This is a genomic window from Amycolatopsis sp. Poz14, assembly GCF_006704225.1.
GTDB classification, from domain to species: Bacteria; Actinomycetota; Actinomycetes; order Mycobacteriales; family Pseudonocardiaceae; genus Amycolatopsis; species Amycolatopsis nivea.
The window spans coordinates 1,868,422-1,886,685 of sequence record NZ_JACLHD010000001.1 but is presented as its reverse complement, the minus strand read 5'-3'; the positions used below and the strand labels follow the sequence as shown (position 1 = coordinate 1,886,685).

Here is an 18,264-nt window from a genome sequence, read left to right as displayed (position 1 = left end):
AGTCCTTCACGGACCTTGGCCAGCGGAGGTCAAGGTCGGTCATTTCGTGCCTCCCGAAGCGGCGGCAACTGCTTCTTCCGACAGTGCCGCATCCGGATGCCAGCACGCCACCCGGTGTTCCGGCGCGAGCACGGTCAGTTCCGGGTCCTCCTCGCGGCACCGGTCGGTCGCCACCGGGCAGCGGCTCGCGAACGCGCAGCCGGACGGCATCTGGTCCGGTTCCGGCGGACGGCCGGGGATCACCGCGAGCGGCGCGTCCGGGTCCGTCTCCAGGTCGAGTGTCGTGGCCAGCAGCGCCCGCGTGTACGGATGCCGCGGCGTGATGTCCGGTCCGGCAGCGGGCAGATCCTCCACGATCCGTCCGGCGTACATCACCAGGATTCGTTCGCACGTCTGGGAAACGACCGCGATGTCGTGACTGATCAGGATGATCGCGGTGTCCCGTTCGGCGCGGGTTTGGGCCAGCAACCGCAACAGCTGCCGTTGCACGGTCACGTCCAGTGCGGTCGTCGGTTCGTCGGCGATGATCAACCGCGGGTCGCCCATCAGGCCCATGCCGATCATCGCGCGTTGCCGCATGCCGCCGGAAAACTCGTGCGGGTACTGCTTCGCGCGCCGTTCCGCGGCCGGAATCCGTACCGCGCGCAGCCGGTCGATCGCCCGCTCGAACGCCTTCACCCGCGAAAGCCCTTGGTGCTGCTGCGAAACCTCGGCGAGCTGACGACCGATTCGCCGGGTCGGGTTGAACGACGTCATCGGGTCCTGGAACACCATCGCCAGCGACGTCCCGAGCAGCGTCCGCAATTCGCGTTCCGGTGTGGTGAGCACCGGGGTTCCGGCGAAGTCCAGCCGGTCCGCGGTCACCGAACCGGGCGATTCGATCAGCCGCGACACCGCGAGTCCGGTCAAGCTCTTGCCCGAACCGGATTCGCCGACGACCCCGATCGCCTCGCCCGCTCGCACGGTGAAGCTCACGCCGCGCACCGGAACCGTCCAGCCCGTCGGCCGCGGGAACGCGACTTCCAGGTTTTCGACCACCAGCACGGCATCGTCCGCGGAAATCGGGTCCACTTTGGACTTTCGCAGCACCCGAGGAGTCAACCGCGGCAACCGGGTCCGCACCCCGATCACTCCGGCGACGGTCTCCCCGAACAGGTTGAACGCGAGCCCCGCGAGGACCACCGCCACGCCGGGCGCGAGCGCCGCCGCCGGGTTGACGTAAATGCCGTTGAGACCTTCGTTGAGCAGCCGTCCCCAGTCGTAATCCGGGGCCTGCACGCCGATCCCGAGGAACGACAGGCCGGAGAACGCCAGGAGCGAACCACCGGCACCGATGGTGGCGTTGACCGCCAGCGGCTCGCCGATGTTCGGCAGGATGTGCCGGAACAGCAACCGGATCCGGCCCACTCCGGCGACGCGGGCGGCGGACACGAAGTCCCGTCCAGCCACCGAGGCCGACAACGTCTGGGTCAGCCGGGCGAACTGCGGGGCCAGCGCGAACCCGATCGCCATCACCGCGCCTTGGGTTCCCACGCCGAAAATCACCGCGAAGAACAACACCAGCAGCAGCCCGGGGAACGCGACCGCGATGTTGATCGCCGCCGTCAGCAGTCTGCCGAGCGGACGCGGCAGCACCGCGGGCAGCATGCCGAGCACCAGGCCGGTCGCGACGCCGAGCGCCGCGGCGATCAGCGCCAGCAGCACCGAAAGCCGGGTCGCCACCAGCACGCGGTAGAAAATGTCGCGGCCCAGTTCGTCGGTGCCGACCAGATGGCCGGCCGACGGGCCCTGGCCGATCGCGTTCGTGTCGATCGCCGAAGCCGCGTCCTGCCACAGGATCGGGCCCAGCACCGCCACCGCGATCACCAGCACGAGCAGACCGGCCGAGAACGCGCCGAGCGGGGTGCGCACGGCGGCCAGCCACCGTTGTCCGCGCCGTTTCGCCATCTCAGTTCTCCCGGATCGTCGAACGCGGATCGAGGACCGCGAGCAGCAGGTCCACGATGAGGTTCACCAGCAGCACGCCGATGCCGTACACGAGCACGATTCCCTGCACCAGCGGGTAATCCTTCTGCAGAATGGACTGCGAGATCGTCGAACCGAGGCCCGGCCAGGCGAACACGTTCTCCACCAGCACGGTTCCCGCGACGAGGCTGGTGAGCATCAGCCCGCCGAGCGTCAGGGTCGCGGTCAGCGCGTTCGGCAGCGCGTGCCGCAGGTAGACGATCCGCGCGGGAAGCCGTTTCGCCCGTGCGGTGCGGACGAAATCGTTGCCCAGCACGGAAAGCGTCTCCACCCGGACGATCCGGGACAGCGTCGAGGCCGGGCCGAGCGCCAGCGCGATGACCGGCAGCACGAGCGAACCCGCGCCCTCGTGGCCTGCCACCGGGAACCAGCCGAGCTGCACCGCGAAGAACGCCACCAGCGCCACCGCGACCAGGAACTCCGGGATGGCGGCGAACAGCACGGTGGTCGAGGTGAACCCGAGTTCGGCGCCGCGATGCCGTCCGCCGCGGGTCAGCACCGCGAACGTCAGGCCGAGCGGGATCGCGAGCCCGATGACCACCGCGAACGCGGGCAGCGCCAGCTGCAGCGTCGCCGGGAGCCGGTCGGAGATGACGTCGCCGACCGGCTGCCCGGTCAGCATCGACGTGCCGAAATCGCCGCGGAAGAGCCCGCCGAAATAGTCGAGGTACTGCTGCCACAGCGGATGGTCCAGGCCGAGCGCGGCGCGCCGGGCGTTGATCAGCTCGATCGGCGCGGTCAGGCCGAGCGCCGAGCGCACCGGGTCGCCGGGGATCAGCTGGATCATCAGGAACGCCATGGTGACCAGCACCCACAGCGACACCACGAACCGCCCGAGGCGGCGGGCGCCGAAGGCCAGCCAGGGGCTGACCTTCGGGCCCGCGACGGCGATCGCGCCGGTCATCAGGCGTACATCCGGATGGTGGCCGGCTTGAGGTAGCCGTTGACGATCTCGAACTTCGCGTTGCTGCCGAAGGTCGGGAGCACCGAGTTCGCGAACTGCACGACGTCCTGCTTCTCGTACAGCGCCGATTCCGCGGCCAGCCAGTCCGCGCAACCCGCTTGCCCGGCCTGGGTGGCCGCCTTGGTGACCAGCGCGTCGTACTGCGGGTTCTTGATGTGCGCGAAGTTCGTGCCCTCCGGCGGCTGCGCACCGGAGATGAACGGCACCAGCTCGCTGGGCACGGTGAGGCCGAGCGGAGCCAACGAGATGTCCCACTCGCCGGTGGCGAACAGCGCCTGGCTGATCCCCGGGCTGTCGAGGCCCTTGAGCTGGACGTCGACGCCGGCTGCCTTCCAGCCCTGCTGCATCAGCTCCGCGCCGGGAGCCATCGTCGGACCGGCCTGTGTTCCATAGATCGCGGTCAGCGACAGCCGCTTCCCGTCCTTGACGCGGATGCCGTCCGGTCCCGGTTTCCAGCCCGCCTGCTCCAGCGCCGCCTTGGCCGCGGCGACGTCGAAGCCGGGCATCTTCCCGGTGGCCGAATCGCCCTGGCAGGGCCGGGGTTCCATGGTGACCATGCCCCTGACCGGAGCACTGCCGTCGCGGGTCAGCACCTTCGCGACCTGCGGGAGGTCGATCGCCTGGGTCAGCGCGCGGCGCATCGCCTGGTCCGCGCCGAACCGGCCGGGCGCCTGGTTGAAGAACATTTCGCCGAACGGGGCGACGATGTCGGCGTGGTACAGCCGCTGTGCCTTGAGCCGCTGCTGGTCCTGCCCGAGCACCTGGGCGGCGTTGACCTCGCCGGACAGCAGCAGATTGGTCGTCGTCGTCATGTTCGGGACGACCCGGACGACGATCTTGTCCGGCAGGCCCTTCTGCTTCGGGTCGAACTGGCCGGGGCCCCAGGTGTAGTCCTTGCGCCGGGTCAGCGTGTAGTGGTCGTTCGGGACGATCTCGGTCATGGCGAACATGCCGGTGCCGTTCTCGCCCTTGGCGAGCGTTTTCCGGTCGGCCAGCCCCTTGGCGCAGACGATCGGCAGACCGGCGATGTTGCGGAGCAGGAACGCGTCCGGCGCACCGCTGGTGATCTTGACCGTGCCCTCGCCGGCGACCGCTTTGGTGCCGCTCTTCACCGTGACGCCCGCCAGCGGTGACTTGTTCGCCGGGTCGCCGATGAAGTTGATGTTCGCCGCCACGTCGGCCGCGGTCAGCGGGCTGCCGTCGGAGCAGGTGACGCCCTTGCGCAGAGTGAACGAAGCGGTGGTCGTATCCGCATCCCACTTCTCCGCGAGCGCCGCCTCCGGCTCGCCCTTGGAGTCGAGATTGATCAGGGCGTCGTAGAGGAACCCGTCGAGATTGCGAGCGGCCGACAACACGGTGATCGCCGGGTCGAGCGTTCCCGGATCGGTCGGCAGGGCAAAGGTGAAAGTCTTGCCGTCGACCAGTTTCTGGTTCGCGGTCCGGTCCGTCCCGGATTGCGCTGATCCCCCGCACGCGCTCACGGTCAAGGCCACCACGCCCGCCATCGCGGCGGTGAGCCGGGCAGTTTTCATGGGATTTCTCCTACGGGGTCGCGCTCTGGAGGTGGTCGACAGCCAGCCGGGCGGCGGCGCCGATGGACGCGTCGACCGCGGGAAGGCGGTCTTCGAGAGAATGCGCGCGAGTGAACACCGCGACCGCGAACCGGCGGCCGTCCCCCAAGGTCACCACGCCTGCTTCGTTGCGGATTCCGGGCAGCGTCCCGGTTTTCGCCGCCACCGCGACGCCGGACGGGAAGCCCGACGACAGCCGGTGCGGCCAGATCTGCTGCGCCATGATCGTGCGGACCCGTTCGCACGCTTCGGGTTCGCCCGCGCGGTCGGTCCAGATCGCGTCGAGCAATTCGGTGATCTCGCGCGGCGTGGACGACGTGGTGCGTTCCGGATCCCGGACCGCCAGCTTGTCCAGCTGCTCCGGCGTGGCCCCGCCGAGCAGCGCCTCGAGATCGGACTCCGGCGTGCCGCCGAGATCGGAGACGACCGACGCGAACAGGTCCTCGCAGCAGCCGATCAGCCGGGTGCGTTCGAGGCCGAGGTCGCTCAGCACCCGGTCCACCGTTTCCTGACCGAGCCGGTGGTAGAGCACGTCGGTCGCGGCGTTGTCGCTCATCGTGAGCATGAAGTGCGCGAGGTCGCGCCAGCTCATCTCGACGTCGTCGGCGCAGCCCGCGGTGCCGATGCCGCCGATCCGGTACCGCGCGGTCACCTTCGTCCGTTCGGTGTCGTCCAGCCGTCCGGCGGCGACCTCGCGGGCGTAGGCGAGCGCCACCGGGATCTTGAACACCGACGCGAGGACGACCGGGGCGTCCCCGCCCGCCGACACCTCCGGGCCCGGCACGCCGATTTCCCGGGCGTGCAGGAACCCTTCCGCGCCGGCGTCGGCGAAGACGGCCTCGATCCGCTCGCGGATCCCGCTCACTGGGAGACCCGTCGGTCCGCGCGTCCAGTGTGGAGGAACTGCGCGCGGCCGTTGCCGTCGTCGCCGACGAACGCGTGTGCCATGTAGACACCCGGCATCTGCTCGGTTTTCGCGACGAACGTGTCGCCCTGGCACGGCAGCAGTTCTTCCTTCCCCGAAGGCGCGCCGATCTCGGCGAAGATTCCCTTCGGGGTGCGTTTCATCCAGAGTTTGCCGTCTTCCTCGCTGACGACGGTGTCGGCGACCATGGACGAGTACTCGCCCACGTAGCGGGAAAAGTCGGCCGGGGCGGCCGCCGGGTTCGGCACGGGCAGCGGCGGGACCGTGACCCCGGCGAGCTCGTCGAGCAGCTTGCTGTAGATCTCGTGGTACACGTGCAGCGGGGCGCCGCCGTTGGTCAGCAGCGCGACCGCGACGCCGCGCTCGGGCACCACGCGCAGGAAGGCCGACTGGCCGATGGTGCCGCCGTCGTGGCCGATCACCTTGCCGCCGTCCCAGTCGAAGAGCATCCAGCCGAGGCCCCAGTGCGCGGCCATGATGCCGAGGTAGGGCACGTCGACCTGCGGTTCGCGCATCGCGAGCAGCGACTCCGGCTGCAGGACCTGGGTGCCGTCGTCGGCCTTGCCGTCGTTCAGGTGCATCCGGACGAAGGTCAGCAGGTCTCGCGGGCGCATCGCGAGCGTCGAGCCGGCGGGCGAGTTCGAGCGGGTGAGCGCCCAGACCGGCGCGGGCACCGGGTCGTCGCCCGGCTTCGGGGTGACGTGACCGATCGCGGCGCGGTAGCGGATCGCGTCGTACGGACCGGACGCCGCGTGGGTCAGGCCGAGCGGCGCGAAGAGGTGGTCGCGCACGCAGTCGTCCCAGCACTTGCCGCGCAGCACCTCGATGACGCGGCCGAGGACGCAGTAGCCGGCGTTGTTGTAGGAGAACCGCTCAGTCGGCGGGAAGAGCTGCGGCACGTCGGACAGCGTCGCGACGAGCTTCTCCACACAGTCGTCGCCGGGTCCGGTGTCGGTGAAGATGTCGCCCTCGAAACCGGCGGTGTGACAGGTCAGCTGGCGGACGGTGATCGCCGCGGCGGCCTCGTCGTCGCCGAGCACGAACTCCGGCAGGTAATCCCGCACCGGCCGGTCGAGGTCCAGCTTGCCCTCGTCGACCAGCTGCATGGCCAGCGTGGTCGTCCACACCTTGGTGATCGACCCGATCTGGAATACCGAGTCCACAGTGGACTCAACGCCGGTGCCCTTGTTCACGACGCCCGCCGCGTGGTCGATCACCTCGCCGTCGGCGAGCACCGCGATCGCGGCTCCGGGAACCTGATGCTTGGCCAGCAAAGCGGCGAAATTCTCCTGAAGCCAGGTCTCGATTTCGGAAATTTTCGACATGTGCACCTTCTGTCCGAGGGATGGTGGACCGGCGTTTCGGAAATGCTAGGTCGGTGGCGGACGTCACTTGTTCGTCCGGACCGAGGAGAGCGCGGGGAAAGTTCCTCCGCTCCGACGAATCAGGCCGTGCGCAGCGACTCCACCGCTGTCACGGCGGCGAAACCGATGAACGCGTCGCGCTCGGGCACCCGGGAGCGGGAGTCCTCGGCGCGGGTGAACACGGCGACCGAGTACCGGCCGCCGTCCGGGTACTCGACCACGCCGACCTCGTTGCGCACGGCGGGCAACGTGCCGGTTTTGCCGCTCGTGCGGATCCCGTCGTCCGGGAAGCCGGAACGCAGGCGATGCGGCCACACCTGCAGTTCCATCCAGCGGCGGACGTCCGCGCACGCCTCCGGCGCGGCCGCTTCGTCGCGCCAGATCAGTCCCAGCAAGCGGGTCATTTCGGCGGCGGTAGTGCGACAGGATTTTTCCGGTTGCAGCGCGCGCAACCCGGAAACCTGTTCGTAGGTCAGTTCGGCGAGCGCCCGTTCGTCGTCCTCGTAAGAGACGCCGAGATCTTCGCCGATCGTGGCGAGCAGTTCGCCGCAGTCCTGCGGCACAACGGTCTGCGTGAATCCCAGGCGGCGCAACGTGCTATTCACCGCGTCTTTGCCGACCTCGGCGAGAATCAGGTCGGTGGCGACGTTGTCGCTGATTCCGATCATCAGGATCGCCAAATCGTGCCAGGACATCCGGACTTCGTGGCGGAAGGTGGCGAGACCGTACGGACTCGGCGTCGGGTGCCCGGGTTCGACGGTGACGGGGGCGCTCAGATCGAGCGTTCCTTCGGCGGCCTGACGCGCCAGCTCCAGCGCGATCGGGACCTTGAACACCGACGCGGGGACGACCGGGACGTCCTCGCCGATGCCGAGACTTCGGGTCCCGTCGACCTCGGCGGCGTGCAGCCGGACCTCGACGCCGACCTCCTCGGCGCGGCGGGCGATCGTTTCGGATGCGGTAGCCATGACCCTCCTGTCTACAGTGGACACTTCGGGCAGGAAGTTCTTGGCGTGAACCGGGAATCGCCGCCTGCCGGTCTCCCATTGTCTCGGCGGGGCCGGGGCCGGGGTTGCTGCGTTCGCGGGAAGGTCGCGGTCCGTTTCCCGTCAGGAGAGCAAGACTCAGGCCTCTTCGGGCTTCTCGATGCGCGGCAGCAAGTGCAGTTGCACCATCGCCGCGAACCGGTCCCCCGGATCGTCGAGGTCGATCCCGCCGACCTCGGCGAGCCGGCGCAACCGGTACCGGAACGTGCTCGGATGCACGTACGCCGCCGCCGAAGCCGCGCTGATGTCCCCGAACGAATCGAGCCAGCACCGCAACGTGTGCACGAGCTGGGACTGATGTTTGGTGTCGTACTCCAGCAACCGCGCGATCGGCCCCGTCGCGACGTCGCCGCGCGCCGCGGAAAGGTCGGCCAGCTCCAGCATCAGCGCCTCGATGTGCGCGTCCTCGGCGGCGATCACCCGCTTCGAGCCGCCGTTGGTGAGCAGCACGCGCAACGCCCGGTCGGCCCCGTCGCGAGACGCGCGCAACCCGGATCCGTCGAGAGCCAGCGGGCCGATGCCGATCGCCGCCGCGACCCGGCGGCCGGTGCGTTCCAGGAAGGTCGACGCGACGCGTACCGAGCGTTCGCGGCAATCGCCGTGGTTCCCGGGCATCGGGACGATGCCGTAGGCGACGTCGCCGACGAGCGCTACCGCCGATCGGGGCTGGACCGCGCTGAGGTGCATGGCGAACGCGTCGGCGACCCGCTGGCGTTCCGCGACCAGCCGGAGGTCGTCGTCGGGCGCCTCGAGCAAGCCCATGGCGAGCACGATCGTCGGCTGCCCCAGCAACCCGAGCCGCGCGATGGCTTCCTGCGCGCCCGAGCCGCCTTCGAGCGCGGTGCTGACCAGATCGGCCCGCAACCGGCGTTCGACGTCGGCGCCCGCGCGGAGCCGAAGCATATGCAGCGCAACGATTTTCGAAGCGTCGATCAACGCCGCGGTACGTTCTTCGCTTAGCTCTTTGTCGACAGCGGCCCAAATCGACCCGAGGACTTCGTCACCGGCCCGGACCGCGAGCGCCGCGCGCGGCATGACGATCTTCTTGTCGTAGCCGTCTCCCGGATAGACGTAAACCGGGCCCTGATCGCGGTAGAGCCGCTCGAAAACGCCGTCCTTCTCCAGCTCGCGAGTGAACCGTTCGGGCACCTGGCGGCCGAGGATCGTCTCGACGCGCGAGGGGTCGGCCTCGTCCTGACGGCCGGAGAACGCGAGCACGCGCGAGTTGCGGTCCTCGATGGTGACCGGCGCGTCGAGCAGCGCGGCGATGGCGTTGGCGAGGGCGAAAAGATCGCCGGATGGCATCCCGCCGAGTGTCTGCGGGGAAACATCGCCGACGTCGCCCTCGGCGAGCAGCGTGCGGAGCATGGCGGCCAGCTGTGCCCAGGACGCGCCGCTGGCGAGCCCGAGCAGCGCGACCCCGGAGGAATTAGCCGCTCGCACGAGTTCCGTCGAGGCGGCGACCGGCGACCGCACGACCAGCGCGGTCGCCCCACGCGCGGCGACGGCGTGCACGAGCTGCACGATCTCGTCGGATTCGCGGACCCCGACGCCGAGGACCACCGCCTGCGCCGGGAACTCCGCGTCGTCGTGCGGATCGTGGATCACCACCCCGCCGAGGTGGCGGCGCGTGTCGCGGCCGACCGCGACCGGTTCGAGGAGCACGTCCCCGAGCGCTTCGAGGACGCGTCCCAGACTCGTGTGCGGCTTGCTCGGCACCGGTGTCAGCACCCCCCGAAGGTAGATCCGGCCTCGCCCGGACCGGCTGGTCCGATCCGACCAAATCTACCTCCGGAATTCGTAGCGGGCTACGAACCGATCCACACCTTTGCCGTGGTCACCTCGTCGAGCAGATCCGGAATCGGCGCCACGCCGAGTCCCGGTCCGGTCGGCACCGGCAGGTGCCCGCCGTCCAGCACGAAGGGCTCGGTGATGTCGGTCCGGTAGAACCGGCCGGACGCCGAGGTGTCGCCGGGCAGGGTGAAGTTCGGCAGCGAGGCCAGCGCGACGTTCGCCGCCCGGCCGAGGCCGGTCTCGATCATCCCGCCGCACCACACCGGGATCCCGTGCGCCGCGCACACGTCGTGCACCCGCCGCGCTTCCAGGTAACCGCCGACGCGGCCCGGTTTGATGTTCACGATCTGGACCGCGCCCAGTTTGATCGCGTCCGCCGCCGCGCGCGCCGACACGATCGACTCGTCGAGGCAGATCGGCGTCTGGATCCGCCGGGCGAGTTCGGCGTGGCCGAGCACGTCCTCCTCTTCCAGCGGCTGCTCGATCAGCAGCAGGCCGAACGGGTCGAGCTTGGCCAGCTGCGGTGCGTCGCCGAGGGTGTAGGCGGTGTTCGCGTCGACCTGCAGCAGCACGTCGTCGCCGAAGCGTTCGCGGACCGCGCGCACCGGCTCGACGTCCCAGCCTGGCTCGATCTTGAGCTTGATCCGCACGTAGCCCTCGTCGAGGTATCCGCCCACGACGTCGATCAGCTGCGGAATGGTGTCCATGATCCCGACGGAAACGCCGCAGGGCACGGAATCGCGCACCGAGCCGAGTTCGGCGCCGAACGACCGCTCGTGCGCGCGCAGTTCGGCGTCGAGCACCGCCATTTCCAGCGCGCCCTTGGCCATCCGGTGGCCCTTGAACTTCGCCAGCAACGGCGTCACCTTCGCCGCGGTGATGTCTTCCGCGGCCAGCAGCGCCGGGATCAGGTGGTGCCGCAGCACGTGTTCCGCGCCGTCGTTGTACTCCGACGAGTACACCGGCCCGGCCATCGTCACGCATTCGCCCCAGCCCTCGCCGGCCGGCGTGACCGCGCGCAGCAGCAACAGCTCGCGCACGGACTGGGTGCCGAACGAAGTCCGGAACGGGGCGACGAGCGGCATCTGCACCCGGCGCAGTTCCACACCGCTGAGTTTCACTGCTCCTCCTTGGAGATCACGTAGAAGCCGGCTCGGTCGAAGCCGGTCACCCGGCCGCCGTCGGCCATCAGCCCGCCGAGAGATTCGCGCAGCGCGGCCCGCCACGCGTCCGCCCGGCCGGGATCGGTGCTGCGCAAGCCTTCGATGTCCGGCGGGACGCCGACGAGCACCACCGGGGCGTCCGCTTTGCCGTCGGCCGGACCGCCGTCCGCGGCCACTTCGAGCGCTACTGCCGCGCCTTGCTCGAGCAAAACCTTCGCGTCCGTGCGGATCGGTTCGCCGAACGCGGCGGTCCGCACGGACGGACTGGCCAGGTCCCAGGACACCATCAGCCGGTCGGTGTCGCCGGAACCGTTGATGCCGTCCGCCATCGGCCCGTAGAAGTCCCGCAGATACCGCACCGGGAGCGCGCCGAGTTTGCCGAGGTTGAAATAGGCGTTGCGGCGCACCAGCGGATCGAAGGTCCATTTGATCGCCGAGACGTCCTGCGCCAGCGCCCAGCCGCGCTGATGCAATTTCAGCGCGTACCCGATTCCGCGACCGGCACCTGCCTTGGAAACTCCGGCGATGTGACTGTGCAGGCTGCCTTTTCCGGGATTTCCGAAAAAGCCGACGCAGGCGCCGAGCATTTCCCCGTCGGCGAACGCACCTGCCACGTAATTCCCCGCCGACGACAGCGCGCGCAGCAGTTCCGTGGTCACCGGCCGGGTTCCTGGCGCGGACCGCCAGATCGTCTCGAACAGCACCCCGACCGCGGTCATTTCCGCGATCTCGGTGATTTCCCGGACTTCGACCCCCGAAGCGGCGGCCGCCGCCTGAGCGGCCGCGACCGCTTCGTCGCACGTTTCCGCCGCGACGGGTCTTTCCGTGTTCATCGCAAGATTCGTCACGGGATGATCCTTTCCCGGCTTCCCCCGAAGAGTCACCGTCGTGCTCGACCAGAATCGTCCGCCGGATTCGTCGGAACCGACGGACTCCCCTTCGTCAGCACGTTCTCCACCAGCGCGGCCAGCAACGCCGTCCGCCGCGGCAATTCCTCGACCAGGACATGTTCGTGATCGGCGTGCGCGCCGCCGCCGACCGCACCGAGACCGTCGAGCGTCGGCACGCCGAGTCCGGCGGTGTAATTGCCGTCCGATGCACCGCCGACGGCCGCCTCGGTCAGTTCCGGCAAGCCCAGTTCCGCAGCCAATTCCTTGGCCAGGCCGTACAACGCGGCCGACGAGACCGCGTCCAGCGGCGGACGGTTGATCCCGCCGGTGACCCGGACTTGTGCGTCTTCCAACACCGGTTGCAACGCACGAACCGCACGGTCGACGCGAAGCTGTTCTTCTTCGTCCCACACGCGTACGTCGACCTCAACCGCGGCTGCGGCGGGCACGGTATTCACCGTGGTACCAGCCGAAAGCACCGTCGGCACGACGCTGGTTCCCCGCTCCGGGCTGGCGAGCGCGGCAACCGCGAGCACCTGATGCGCGATCTCGATCCCGGCGTTGATCCCGTTCTCCGGCTCGAGACCGGCGTGCGAGGCGCGTCCGATCACCTCGATCCGGTAGTGGGACACGCCTTTGCGCCGGGTCTTGATCGCGCCGCCGTCCGCCGAAGCCTCCAGCACGAACGCCGCCGCGCAGCCCTGCGCCTCTTCCTCGATCAGTCCCCGCGACGACGGCGAACCCAGCTCCTCGTCCCCAGTGACCAAAATGGACAGTCCACTTCGGTCTGCCAGCGAAGCCGCGACGTGCAGCGCCATCACGACGCCGGTCTTCATGTCGAAGCAGCCCGGACCGCGCAAGACCCCGTCCCGCACGGAAAACGGATGCGTCTCCAGCGAGCCCATCGGCCAGACCGTGTCGTGGTGACCGAGCAGCAGGACCCGCGGCGGACCGTCACCGAACCGCCAGCGCAGATGCGTCCGTCCATCCAGGACAATCCGCTCCGGCTCCACGCCAAGCAAAGCCTTGCCGACGCCGGTCAGCACGTCCGCGCTGTGCGCCACCGCGTCGAGGTCGGACGACGGGGATTCACAGCACACCAACGTTTCGATGTCGGCGAGCAGAGCGTCCACATTGAACTCGGTCATCGCGGCTCACCTCGCAGCGGCTGGCCGGGGAACGCGTCGGTGAGCAGCTGCCCGTCGCGCACCACCGGGGTGCCCGCGACGAACAGGTGCCGCACGCCGACCGCGGGCCGGGTCGCGTCGAAATACGTTGCGGTGTCGGTGATCGTGGCCGGATCAAGGACGACGATGTCCGCGTCCGCACCCACGTCCAACCGGCCCTTGGTCCGCGCACCGGGCGCGACCTCGTCAAGCACCCGCGCCGGCAGGTAGGAGCAGCGCCGGAACGCCTCCAGCCAGGTCCAGGCCCCAGCCTCGCGCACCATCAGCCGCAGCGACTTCGAGAACGTCCCCGCCGTCCGCGGATGCGTCGCCCCTCCTGGCGGCAACGGCCATTCGGTGGATTCGTTCGCCCCGTTCTGCCAGTACACCGGCATGGCGTCGCTCGCGACGATCGAGTCCGGGAAGGCCAGCGCCTGGTGCAGCAGAGTGCGGTCGACCGGGTCCTGCTCGTCGAGGAACTCCAGGATGCACGGCGCACCCGGCGTTTCGGCGCGGACCTGCAGCAACCGGCCCTCGTCCGCGATCCGCTCGCCGGTCTCCAGCAGGATCACCCGCGACGGGTTGAGGCCCTTCATCTTCAGCCGCTCCGGCGAGATGAAAGCCGCGCCGACCGCGGTGCTGCCCGCACCGTACGGATAGGCCTCGACCGTCACCCGCGACCCGGCGGAGCGGCCCGACTCCAGCGCGGCGAGCACGCGGTCGATGTGCCGTCCGGAAGTGCTGTTGACGTGGCAATGGTGCATCGCCGCACCGGTCTCGGCCGCGATGATCGCGATCTCCTCCGACCCGTCGGCAGGCGTGCCCGGATCGACCTCGACCAGCTCGCGGACGTGCGTGTACGTCGGCGCCTCGGCCTGTTTGGCGAGCTTCGCCAAGGCCAGGAACTCCGCCGGATCGCTGGCCGGCGCGTACCCGAGCAGCACGCCGACGCCGAGCGCGCCCGCCGCCAGCTCACCCTCCACAAGGGACAGCCACGCGGCCAGCTCGGTCTTCGACGACGACCGCTGCCAGGCCGGATTGCCGAGCACGGAAAGCCCGGTGTTGATGTTCGCGTCCGGCTCGATGCCCGCGAGCACCTTCGCCCGCGCGGAACCCCACGAAGCCGAGAAGCCGTAGTGCAGCGGACGCCCCGCCGCGGCGGCCTCGGCGTAGGCCCGTTCGACCGGCATCAGCCCGGCCTCGAGGTCGAGCGCCGTCGTGACGCCGTCCATCGCCTGCAGCCGCTGTCCCGCGATCGAATGCACGTGGCTGTGCAGATCGATGAACCCCGGTCCCACGATGTACCCGGCGACGTCGATCTCGACCTGGTCGTCCGCGCTCGGCAGTCCCGGTCCGACCGCGATCACCTCGCCGTCGGATACCAGCACGTCAGCCGTACCGTCGAAGCCCGTAGCCGGGTCGATGACGCGACCGCCACGCAGCAGTGTCCGCATGCTTGCCTCCTCGCCTCGCTGCTGGCGACCCTAGGAGGTTTCCCGGGCAGTACGTTCGTGCGCGCGGACGAATCCGGGGCGGCAGATCTATCCGCGCGCACAAACCGGAATTCGCTGGGCCGGGGTGCGCGCGGGCCTTAAGCTCGCGCACATGGCCTGCCGGATCACCGAACTCGTCCTCGACTGCGCCGACCCGCAACGGATGGGTGATTTCTGGTGCGAAGTCCTCGGCTACGTCGAACTCGGCTGGGACGGCGAAGACCTCGAAATCGGCCCGCCCGACGCCGGTTTCGGCGGCCCGCAGCCCACCTTGATCCTCAGCCGCAGCACCGACCCGAAGCCGGCGAAACTGCCGCTGCACCTGGACGTGAACCCGACCGACCGGGACCAGGACGCCGAACTGGAACGCCTGCTCGCGGCCGGTGCGCGGCCCGCCGACGTCGGGCAGACCGGGGAGGAGTCGTGGCACGTGCTGGCGGACCCGGAGGGGAACGTGTTCTGCCTGCTCCGCCGCCGGGTCGACCCGGTACCCGGCTGAGCGGCTACGCCCGGTAGCGGAACTGCCCGGACCGGAGCAGATCGGCGGCGAACTCGAAGCCGTACCCGTCCCGGCCGCGCCGGACCCGCCCCGCCGAGGGGGCCGGGAAATGCGTCGGGAGCAGGACCGAATCCTCCGCGGCCGCAAGCAGGCGGCTCCGGACCCGTGCCGCCTCCCCCGGATCAACGCAGTACCTCGTGCTCAGCTCCGGATGCCGGATCTGCACCCCGTGGTGCATCGTGTCGCCAGCAAGCAGCATGGTCCCGGCACTGCCGCGCACCCGCACGCACACGTTCCCCGGCGTGTGCCCAGCAGCGGGTACGAGTTCGGCGTGCTTGCCGACCACCGCATCCGGGGCGACGAAACTGAGCTGTCCAGCCTGCTCGATCGGCAGCACGCTGTCGGTCAGGTAGTCCCCAGTCCGGCGCATCGCCGCCCCGCCAGCCTCGCTCGACCAGTACCGGAACTCCTCCTCGACCACGAAGTGCGGGGCGTCCGGAAACACCGGTTCCCGCTGCACAGTGGCGGCCCCGACGTGATCGGTGTGCAAGTGGGTGAACACCACCGCGTCGACGTCCGCGGGCCGCAGCCCGGTCGCGAGGAACTGCCGCATCCATCGGTCCGGCAGGTGGTCGAACTCCGCGCGCTGGCGCTCCTTCCCCGCCCCGACGCACGCGTCGACCACCAGCACCTCGTCCGCCGAGCAGACGAGGAACGACTGGATGACGAAGACCAGCTTCCCCGCCGCCCGGTCGAACCACGGCTCCTGGGCGTACCAGTCGGACAGGTCCGGTTCGAGTCCCGGGAAGAACTCCCCGGGCTCGATCAGCAGCCGGTCGTCCTCGACGAGGGGAACGACCGCGACGTCACCGAGATCGAACCAGTGCGCCATCGCGCTCCCTCCTCGCCGCCGGCCGCACGCGGCTCAATCCCACCGCGCAAGCGATTGCGACCAGCACCGGAACGGCGGTCACCAGGACGATCGTCTGCGCCGACAACGCCAGCGCGAGCAGCAAACCCGCGACGCCCGGTCCGACGATCGACCCGATCCGCCCCAGCGCCGCGGCCCAGCCGACGCCAGTGGTGCGCGTGCGGGCGGGATAGATCGAAACCGCGAGGGTCAACTGGCCGATCTGCCCGGCCGTGACCCCGAAACCGGCACCGGCCAGCAGCACGAACAGCAGCGTCTCGCCGACCGGCACGGTCGCGACGAGAACCATGCACACCGCCCCGATCGCGGGCATGAGGATCAGCGCGCGGGCGATCCCGATCCGCGCGGCCAGCGGAATGAGCACCAGGCCGCCCGCGATGCCGCCCAGGGTGAGGAACGCGAGTCCCAGCGGGGCCTTGCCAGCCGCGAAACCGTATCCGGTGAGCAGCGTCGGAACCCAGGAAATCAGGACGTACGCGGTGATGAAGATGAGGAACGAGAACGCCCAGATGAGCGACGTCGGCAGGCGCAGTCCCGGTCCGAAGAGCCTGCTCACCTTGGCTTCCTGCTTCGCGCTGCTCTCCACCGACGGCTCGCGGGCGGGCAGCACCACGGCCATGACCGCAGCCAGCACCAACGGAGCCAGCCCGGCGACGTAGAAGACCCCGGCGGACCCGACGCTGTGCAGCAGTTTCCCGCCGAAGAACCCACCGAGGCTGCTCCCGGAAGCGAGCCCGAGGGTGACCGCGACCGAGACCAGTTCCCGGCGGCCTTCCGCGCTGTGTTTCGTCGCGAGCGACACCCCGGCGGGCAGCACCAGCCCGAGGCCCAGGCCAGTCACCAATCGTGCCGCCGCGAAGACTGGCATGGACTTCAGGTGCAGGATCGCGGCGGTCAGCACGGTCGCGCCCGCGAAGATCAGGACGCCGGTGAGCACGACGGACCGTGCCTTCATCCGGGCGCCGATGTAACCCGCGGCCAGGTATCCCATGACGACCCCGATGTTGGTCAGCACCAACGGCAGGGTGAAGGCAGCCGGAACCGCACCCCACTCATGCGACAGCGTCGGGATCGTGAACGAGAGTGCGGCGGTGTCGAAGCCGTCCAGCAGGACAGCGAGGAAGCAGAGCAGGACGACGGGCCAATGAATGCTCTTGCTCATGGCGTGTTCTCCAGTGTCTGAAGGGAATTCCCGATCCGGACGCCGCTCCGCGGTCCTGGCGAGCCCGATCGCGCGAATTCCGTCCACCGCAAGCGCATTTGGGCACCGAGGCGTTCGACCTCGGCCCAGCTGGTGTCGCCCAGCATCGGGCTCCCCCGCCAGGATTCCGGAGTGCCCAACAGGAACGGCAGCTCGAGACAGTGGATCGCGCCGTAGCCGCCGTGTTCCGGAGCCCAGTCGAATTCGTAGGAGTACGCGCCGTATTGCTGTGCCAGCTCACGCGCCGGACGACCGAAAAGCGGATCGGTCTGGTCCAGGATCGCTTGCCGGATCCCCTCGTCCGGCAGCCCGATCGCGAACGCCGCACACTCCCGCGTGGTGTATCCGATCATCAAGTCCGGCAACGGATCGGACAGTCGCACGTCCAGATCGACTAGCCCGAACGGCGGCCGGGTCGACGTCGGGTCCTTCGCGGCGTTCCATCGGAGAGTGCGCTGCTGTGCGGCCAGCAACTGGTCCACCGAAGCGGTGGCCGGGTCGCCGTCGACCGCGTCGGCGAAATACTGGCCGATCTCCAGCGCCGTCGCACGTTTCTGAATGATCCCGGGGTCCGGCGAACTCTGGACGATCGCCCGGCGGATGAGCGGACGACTGTCCGGTTTGGACAACAAGGCAAGCGTCGACAGCGCGCCGGCGGACTGCCCGAAGAGGGTGACATTGCCCGGGTCACCACCGAACGCCGCGATGTTGTCGCGCACCCATTCAAGCGCGAGCGCCTGGTCCGCCAGGCCGAGATTGCCCTCGCTGACGCCGTCGCAGACCAGGTAGCCGAACGCCCCGAGCCGGTAGTTGACCGACACGACCACCACGTCGCCGTCCGCGGCGAGCCGTCCTCCGTCGTACCAGGGAAGGGTGCCGCCTCCGCTCAGGAAACCGCCACCGTGCAGCCACACCAGTACCGGCCGTGAGCCGGTCAGCGCAGGCGTCACGACGGCAAGATTGAGACAGTCCTCGGACTGCGGCGGTTCATCCCGCGGCGGCCCCATCGCGGCTTCCAGACGCGAGCCGAGCTGCGGGCAGATCGGCCCGGGCAGGCTGGCGTCGGAGCGAGGCGCGGCCGGCAGCGGCGGCTCGAACCGCTCGGCGGTGCCGTACCGCACGCCGCGGAACCGCAGCAAACCGTCGTCGCTGTGCTCGCCGATGACCGGACCGGACGGCGGCTGGGCAGTGACAGGCTGGCATTCGGTCATCTCGGCTCTCCTTTGAGCGGG

The 18,264-nt window shown here is 69.6% G+C and carries 15 protein-coding genes; 1 reads left to right on the top strand and 14 read right to left on the bottom strand.

Annotation, left to right across the window (positions count from 1 at the left end):
* Nucleotides 1-39: 39 nt before the first annotated feature.
* From FKO37_RS09385 to FKO37_RS09335, 11 genes are all read right to left on the bottom strand, one after another.
* Complete coding sequence (locus FKO37_RS09385) at nt 40-1,947, bottom strand: dipeptide/oligopeptide/nickel ABC transporter permease/ATP-binding protein (protein ID WP_238604253.1); 1,908 nt, start codon at nt 1,945-1,947, stop codon at nt 40-42.
* 1 nt (nt 1,948) lies between these two features.
* Nucleotides 1,949-2,929: an ABC transporter permease gene (locus FKO37_RS09380; protein ID WP_037820422.1), complete on the bottom strand. Its 981-nt coding sequence runs from the start codon at nt 2,927-2,929 to the stop codon at nt 1,949-1,951.
* Nucleotides 2,929-4,521: an ABC transporter substrate-binding protein gene (locus FKO37_RS09375; RefSeq protein ID WP_238604252.1), complete on the bottom strand. Its 1,593-nt coding sequence runs from the start codon at nt 4,519-4,521 to the stop codon at nt 2,929-2,931. Before FKO37_RS09375 ends, FKO37_RS09380 begins: the two co-directional genes overlap by 1 nt.
* Nucleotides 4,522-4,531: 10 nt before the next feature.
* Nucleotides 4,532-5,425, bottom strand: coding sequence for a serine hydrolase (locus FKO37_RS09370; RefSeq protein WP_238604251.1), 894 nt, complete (start codon nt 5,423-5,425; stop codon nt 4,532-4,534).
* The gene (locus tag FKO37_RS09365) at nt 5,422-6,810 is read right to left on the bottom strand and encodes a beta-lactamase family protein (RefSeq protein WP_238604250.1); all 1,389 of its coding nucleotides are present in this window, start codon (nt 6,808-6,810) and stop codon (nt 5,422-5,424) included. Before FKO37_RS09365 ends, FKO37_RS09370 begins: the two co-directional genes overlap by 4 nt.
* A 119-nt stretch (nt 6,811-6,929) precedes the next feature.
* Entirely contained in the window at nt 6,930-7,817 is an 888-nt protein-coding gene (locus FKO37_RS09360; RefSeq protein ID WP_238604249.1) for a serine hydrolase, read from the bottom strand.
* A gap of 156 nt (nt 7,818-7,973) precedes the next feature.
* Nucleotides 7,974-9,626, bottom strand: coding sequence for a CdaR family transcriptional regulator (locus FKO37_RS09355; RefSeq protein ID WP_037820415.1), 1,653 nt, complete (start codon nt 9,624-9,626; stop codon nt 7,974-7,976).
* A gap of 77 nt (nt 9,627-9,703) precedes the next feature.
* On the bottom strand, nt 9,704-10,810 hold the full coding sequence (menC, locus tag FKO37_RS09350) for an o-succinylbenzoate synthase (protein WP_238604248.1): 1,107 nt from the start codon (nt 10,808-10,810) through the stop codon (nt 9,704-9,706).
* Nucleotides 10,807-11,685 (bottom strand): GNAT family N-acetyltransferase, encoded by an 879-nt coding sequence (locus FKO37_RS09345; RefSeq protein WP_238608240.1) that lies wholly within the window; start codon nt 11,683-11,685, stop codon nt 10,807-10,809. Before FKO37_RS09345 ends, menC begins: the two co-directional genes overlap by 4 nt.
* A gap of 47 nt (nt 11,686-11,732) precedes the next feature.
* On the bottom strand, nt 11,733-12,890 hold the full coding sequence (locus FKO37_RS09340) for a M20 family metallopeptidase (RefSeq protein ID WP_238604247.1): 1,158 nt from the start codon (nt 12,888-12,890) through the stop codon (nt 11,733-11,735).
* A complete protein-coding gene (locus FKO37_RS09335; RefSeq protein WP_238604246.1) occupies nt 12,887-14,362 on the bottom strand; it encodes an amidohydrolase family protein in 1,476 nt (491 codons plus the stop codon). The genes FKO37_RS09340 and FKO37_RS09335 overlap by 4 nt, the downstream gene beginning before the upstream one ends.
* 151 nt (nt 14,363-14,513) lie before the next feature.
* Between FKO37_RS09335 and FKO37_RS09330 the strand changes: the two genes are divergently transcribed.
* Entirely contained in the window at nt 14,514-14,900 is a 387-nt protein-coding gene (locus FKO37_RS09330) for a VOC family protein (RefSeq protein WP_134667494.1), read from the top strand.
* Nucleotides 14,901-14,904: 4 nt separating this feature from the next.
* On the opposite strand, the gene FKO37_RS09325 is transcribed toward FKO37_RS09330, so the two are convergent.
* From FKO37_RS09325 to FKO37_RS09315, 3 genes are read right to left on the bottom strand one after another with little or no spacing between them, the layout of a single operon-like run.
* Nucleotides 14,905-15,792 carry an MBL fold metallo-hydrolase gene (locus FKO37_RS09325; RefSeq protein WP_134667495.1) on the bottom strand — a complete coding sequence of 296 codons (888 nt, stop codon included), beginning with the start codon at nt 15,790-15,792 and terminating at the stop codon, nt 14,905-14,907.
* Nucleotides 15,767-16,993 carry an MFS transporter gene (locus tag FKO37_RS09320; protein ID WP_037820409.1) on the bottom strand — a complete coding sequence of 409 codons (1,227 nt, stop codon included), beginning with the start codon at nt 16,991-16,993 and terminating at the stop codon, nt 15,767-15,769. The genes FKO37_RS09325 and FKO37_RS09320 overlap by 26 nt, the downstream gene beginning before the upstream one ends.
* A complete protein-coding gene (locus FKO37_RS09315) occupies nt 16,990-18,243 on the bottom strand; it encodes a carboxylesterase family protein (protein ID WP_238604245.1) in 1,254 nt (417 codons plus the stop codon). The genes FKO37_RS09320 and FKO37_RS09315 overlap by 4 nt, the downstream gene beginning before the upstream one ends.
* Nucleotides 18,244-18,264: the final 21 nt, after the last annotated feature.

Bases quoted from the DNA above. Each gene is read 5' to 3' on its own strand.
- FKO37_RS09385 (WP_238604253.1), bottom strand. From the start codon at position 1,947: ATGGCGAAACGGCGCGGACAACGGTGGCTGGCCGCCGTGCGCACCCCG.
- FKO37_RS09380 (WP_037820422.1), bottom strand. From the start codon at position 2,929: ATGACCGGCGCGATCGCCGTCGCGGGCCCGAAGGTCAGCCCCTGGCTG.
- FKO37_RS09375 (WP_238604252.1), bottom strand. From the start codon at position 4,521: ATGAAAACTGCCCGGCTCACCGCCGCGATGGCGGGCGTGGTGGCCTTG.
- FKO37_RS09365 (WP_238604250.1), bottom strand. From the start codon at position 6,810: ATGTCGAAAATTTCCGAAATCGAGACCTGGCTTCAGGAGAATTTCGCC.
- FKO37_RS09360 (WP_238604249.1), bottom strand. From the start codon at position 7,817: ATGGCTACCGCATCCGAAACGATCGCCCGCCGCGCCGAGGAGGTCGGC.
- FKO37_RS09345 (WP_238608240.1), bottom strand. From the start codon at position 11,685: ATGAACACGGAAAGACCCGTCGCGGCGGAAACGTGCGACGAAGCGGTC.
- FKO37_RS09340 (WP_238604247.1), bottom strand. From the start codon at position 12,890: ATGACCGAGTTCAATGTGGACGCTCTGCTCGCCGACATCGAAACGTTG.
- FKO37_RS09335 (WP_238604246.1), bottom strand. From the start codon at position 14,362: ATGCGGACACTGCTGCGTGGCGGTCGCGTCATCGACCCGGCTACGGGC.
- FKO37_RS09330 (WP_134667494.1), top strand. From the start codon at position 14,514: ATGGCCTGCCGGATCACCGAACTCGTCCTCGACTGCGCCGACCCGCAA.
- FKO37_RS09325 (WP_134667495.1), bottom strand. From the start codon at position 15,792: ATGGCGCACTGGTTCGATCTCGGTGACGTCGCGGTCGTTCCCCTCGTC.
- FKO37_RS09320 (WP_037820409.1), bottom strand. From the start codon at position 16,993: ATGAGCAAGAGCATTCATTGGCCCGTCGTCCTGCTCTGCTTCCTCGCT.
- FKO37_RS09315 (WP_238604245.1), bottom strand. From the start codon at position 18,243: ATGACCGAATGCCAGCCTGTCACTGCCCAGCCGCCGTCCGGTCCGGTC.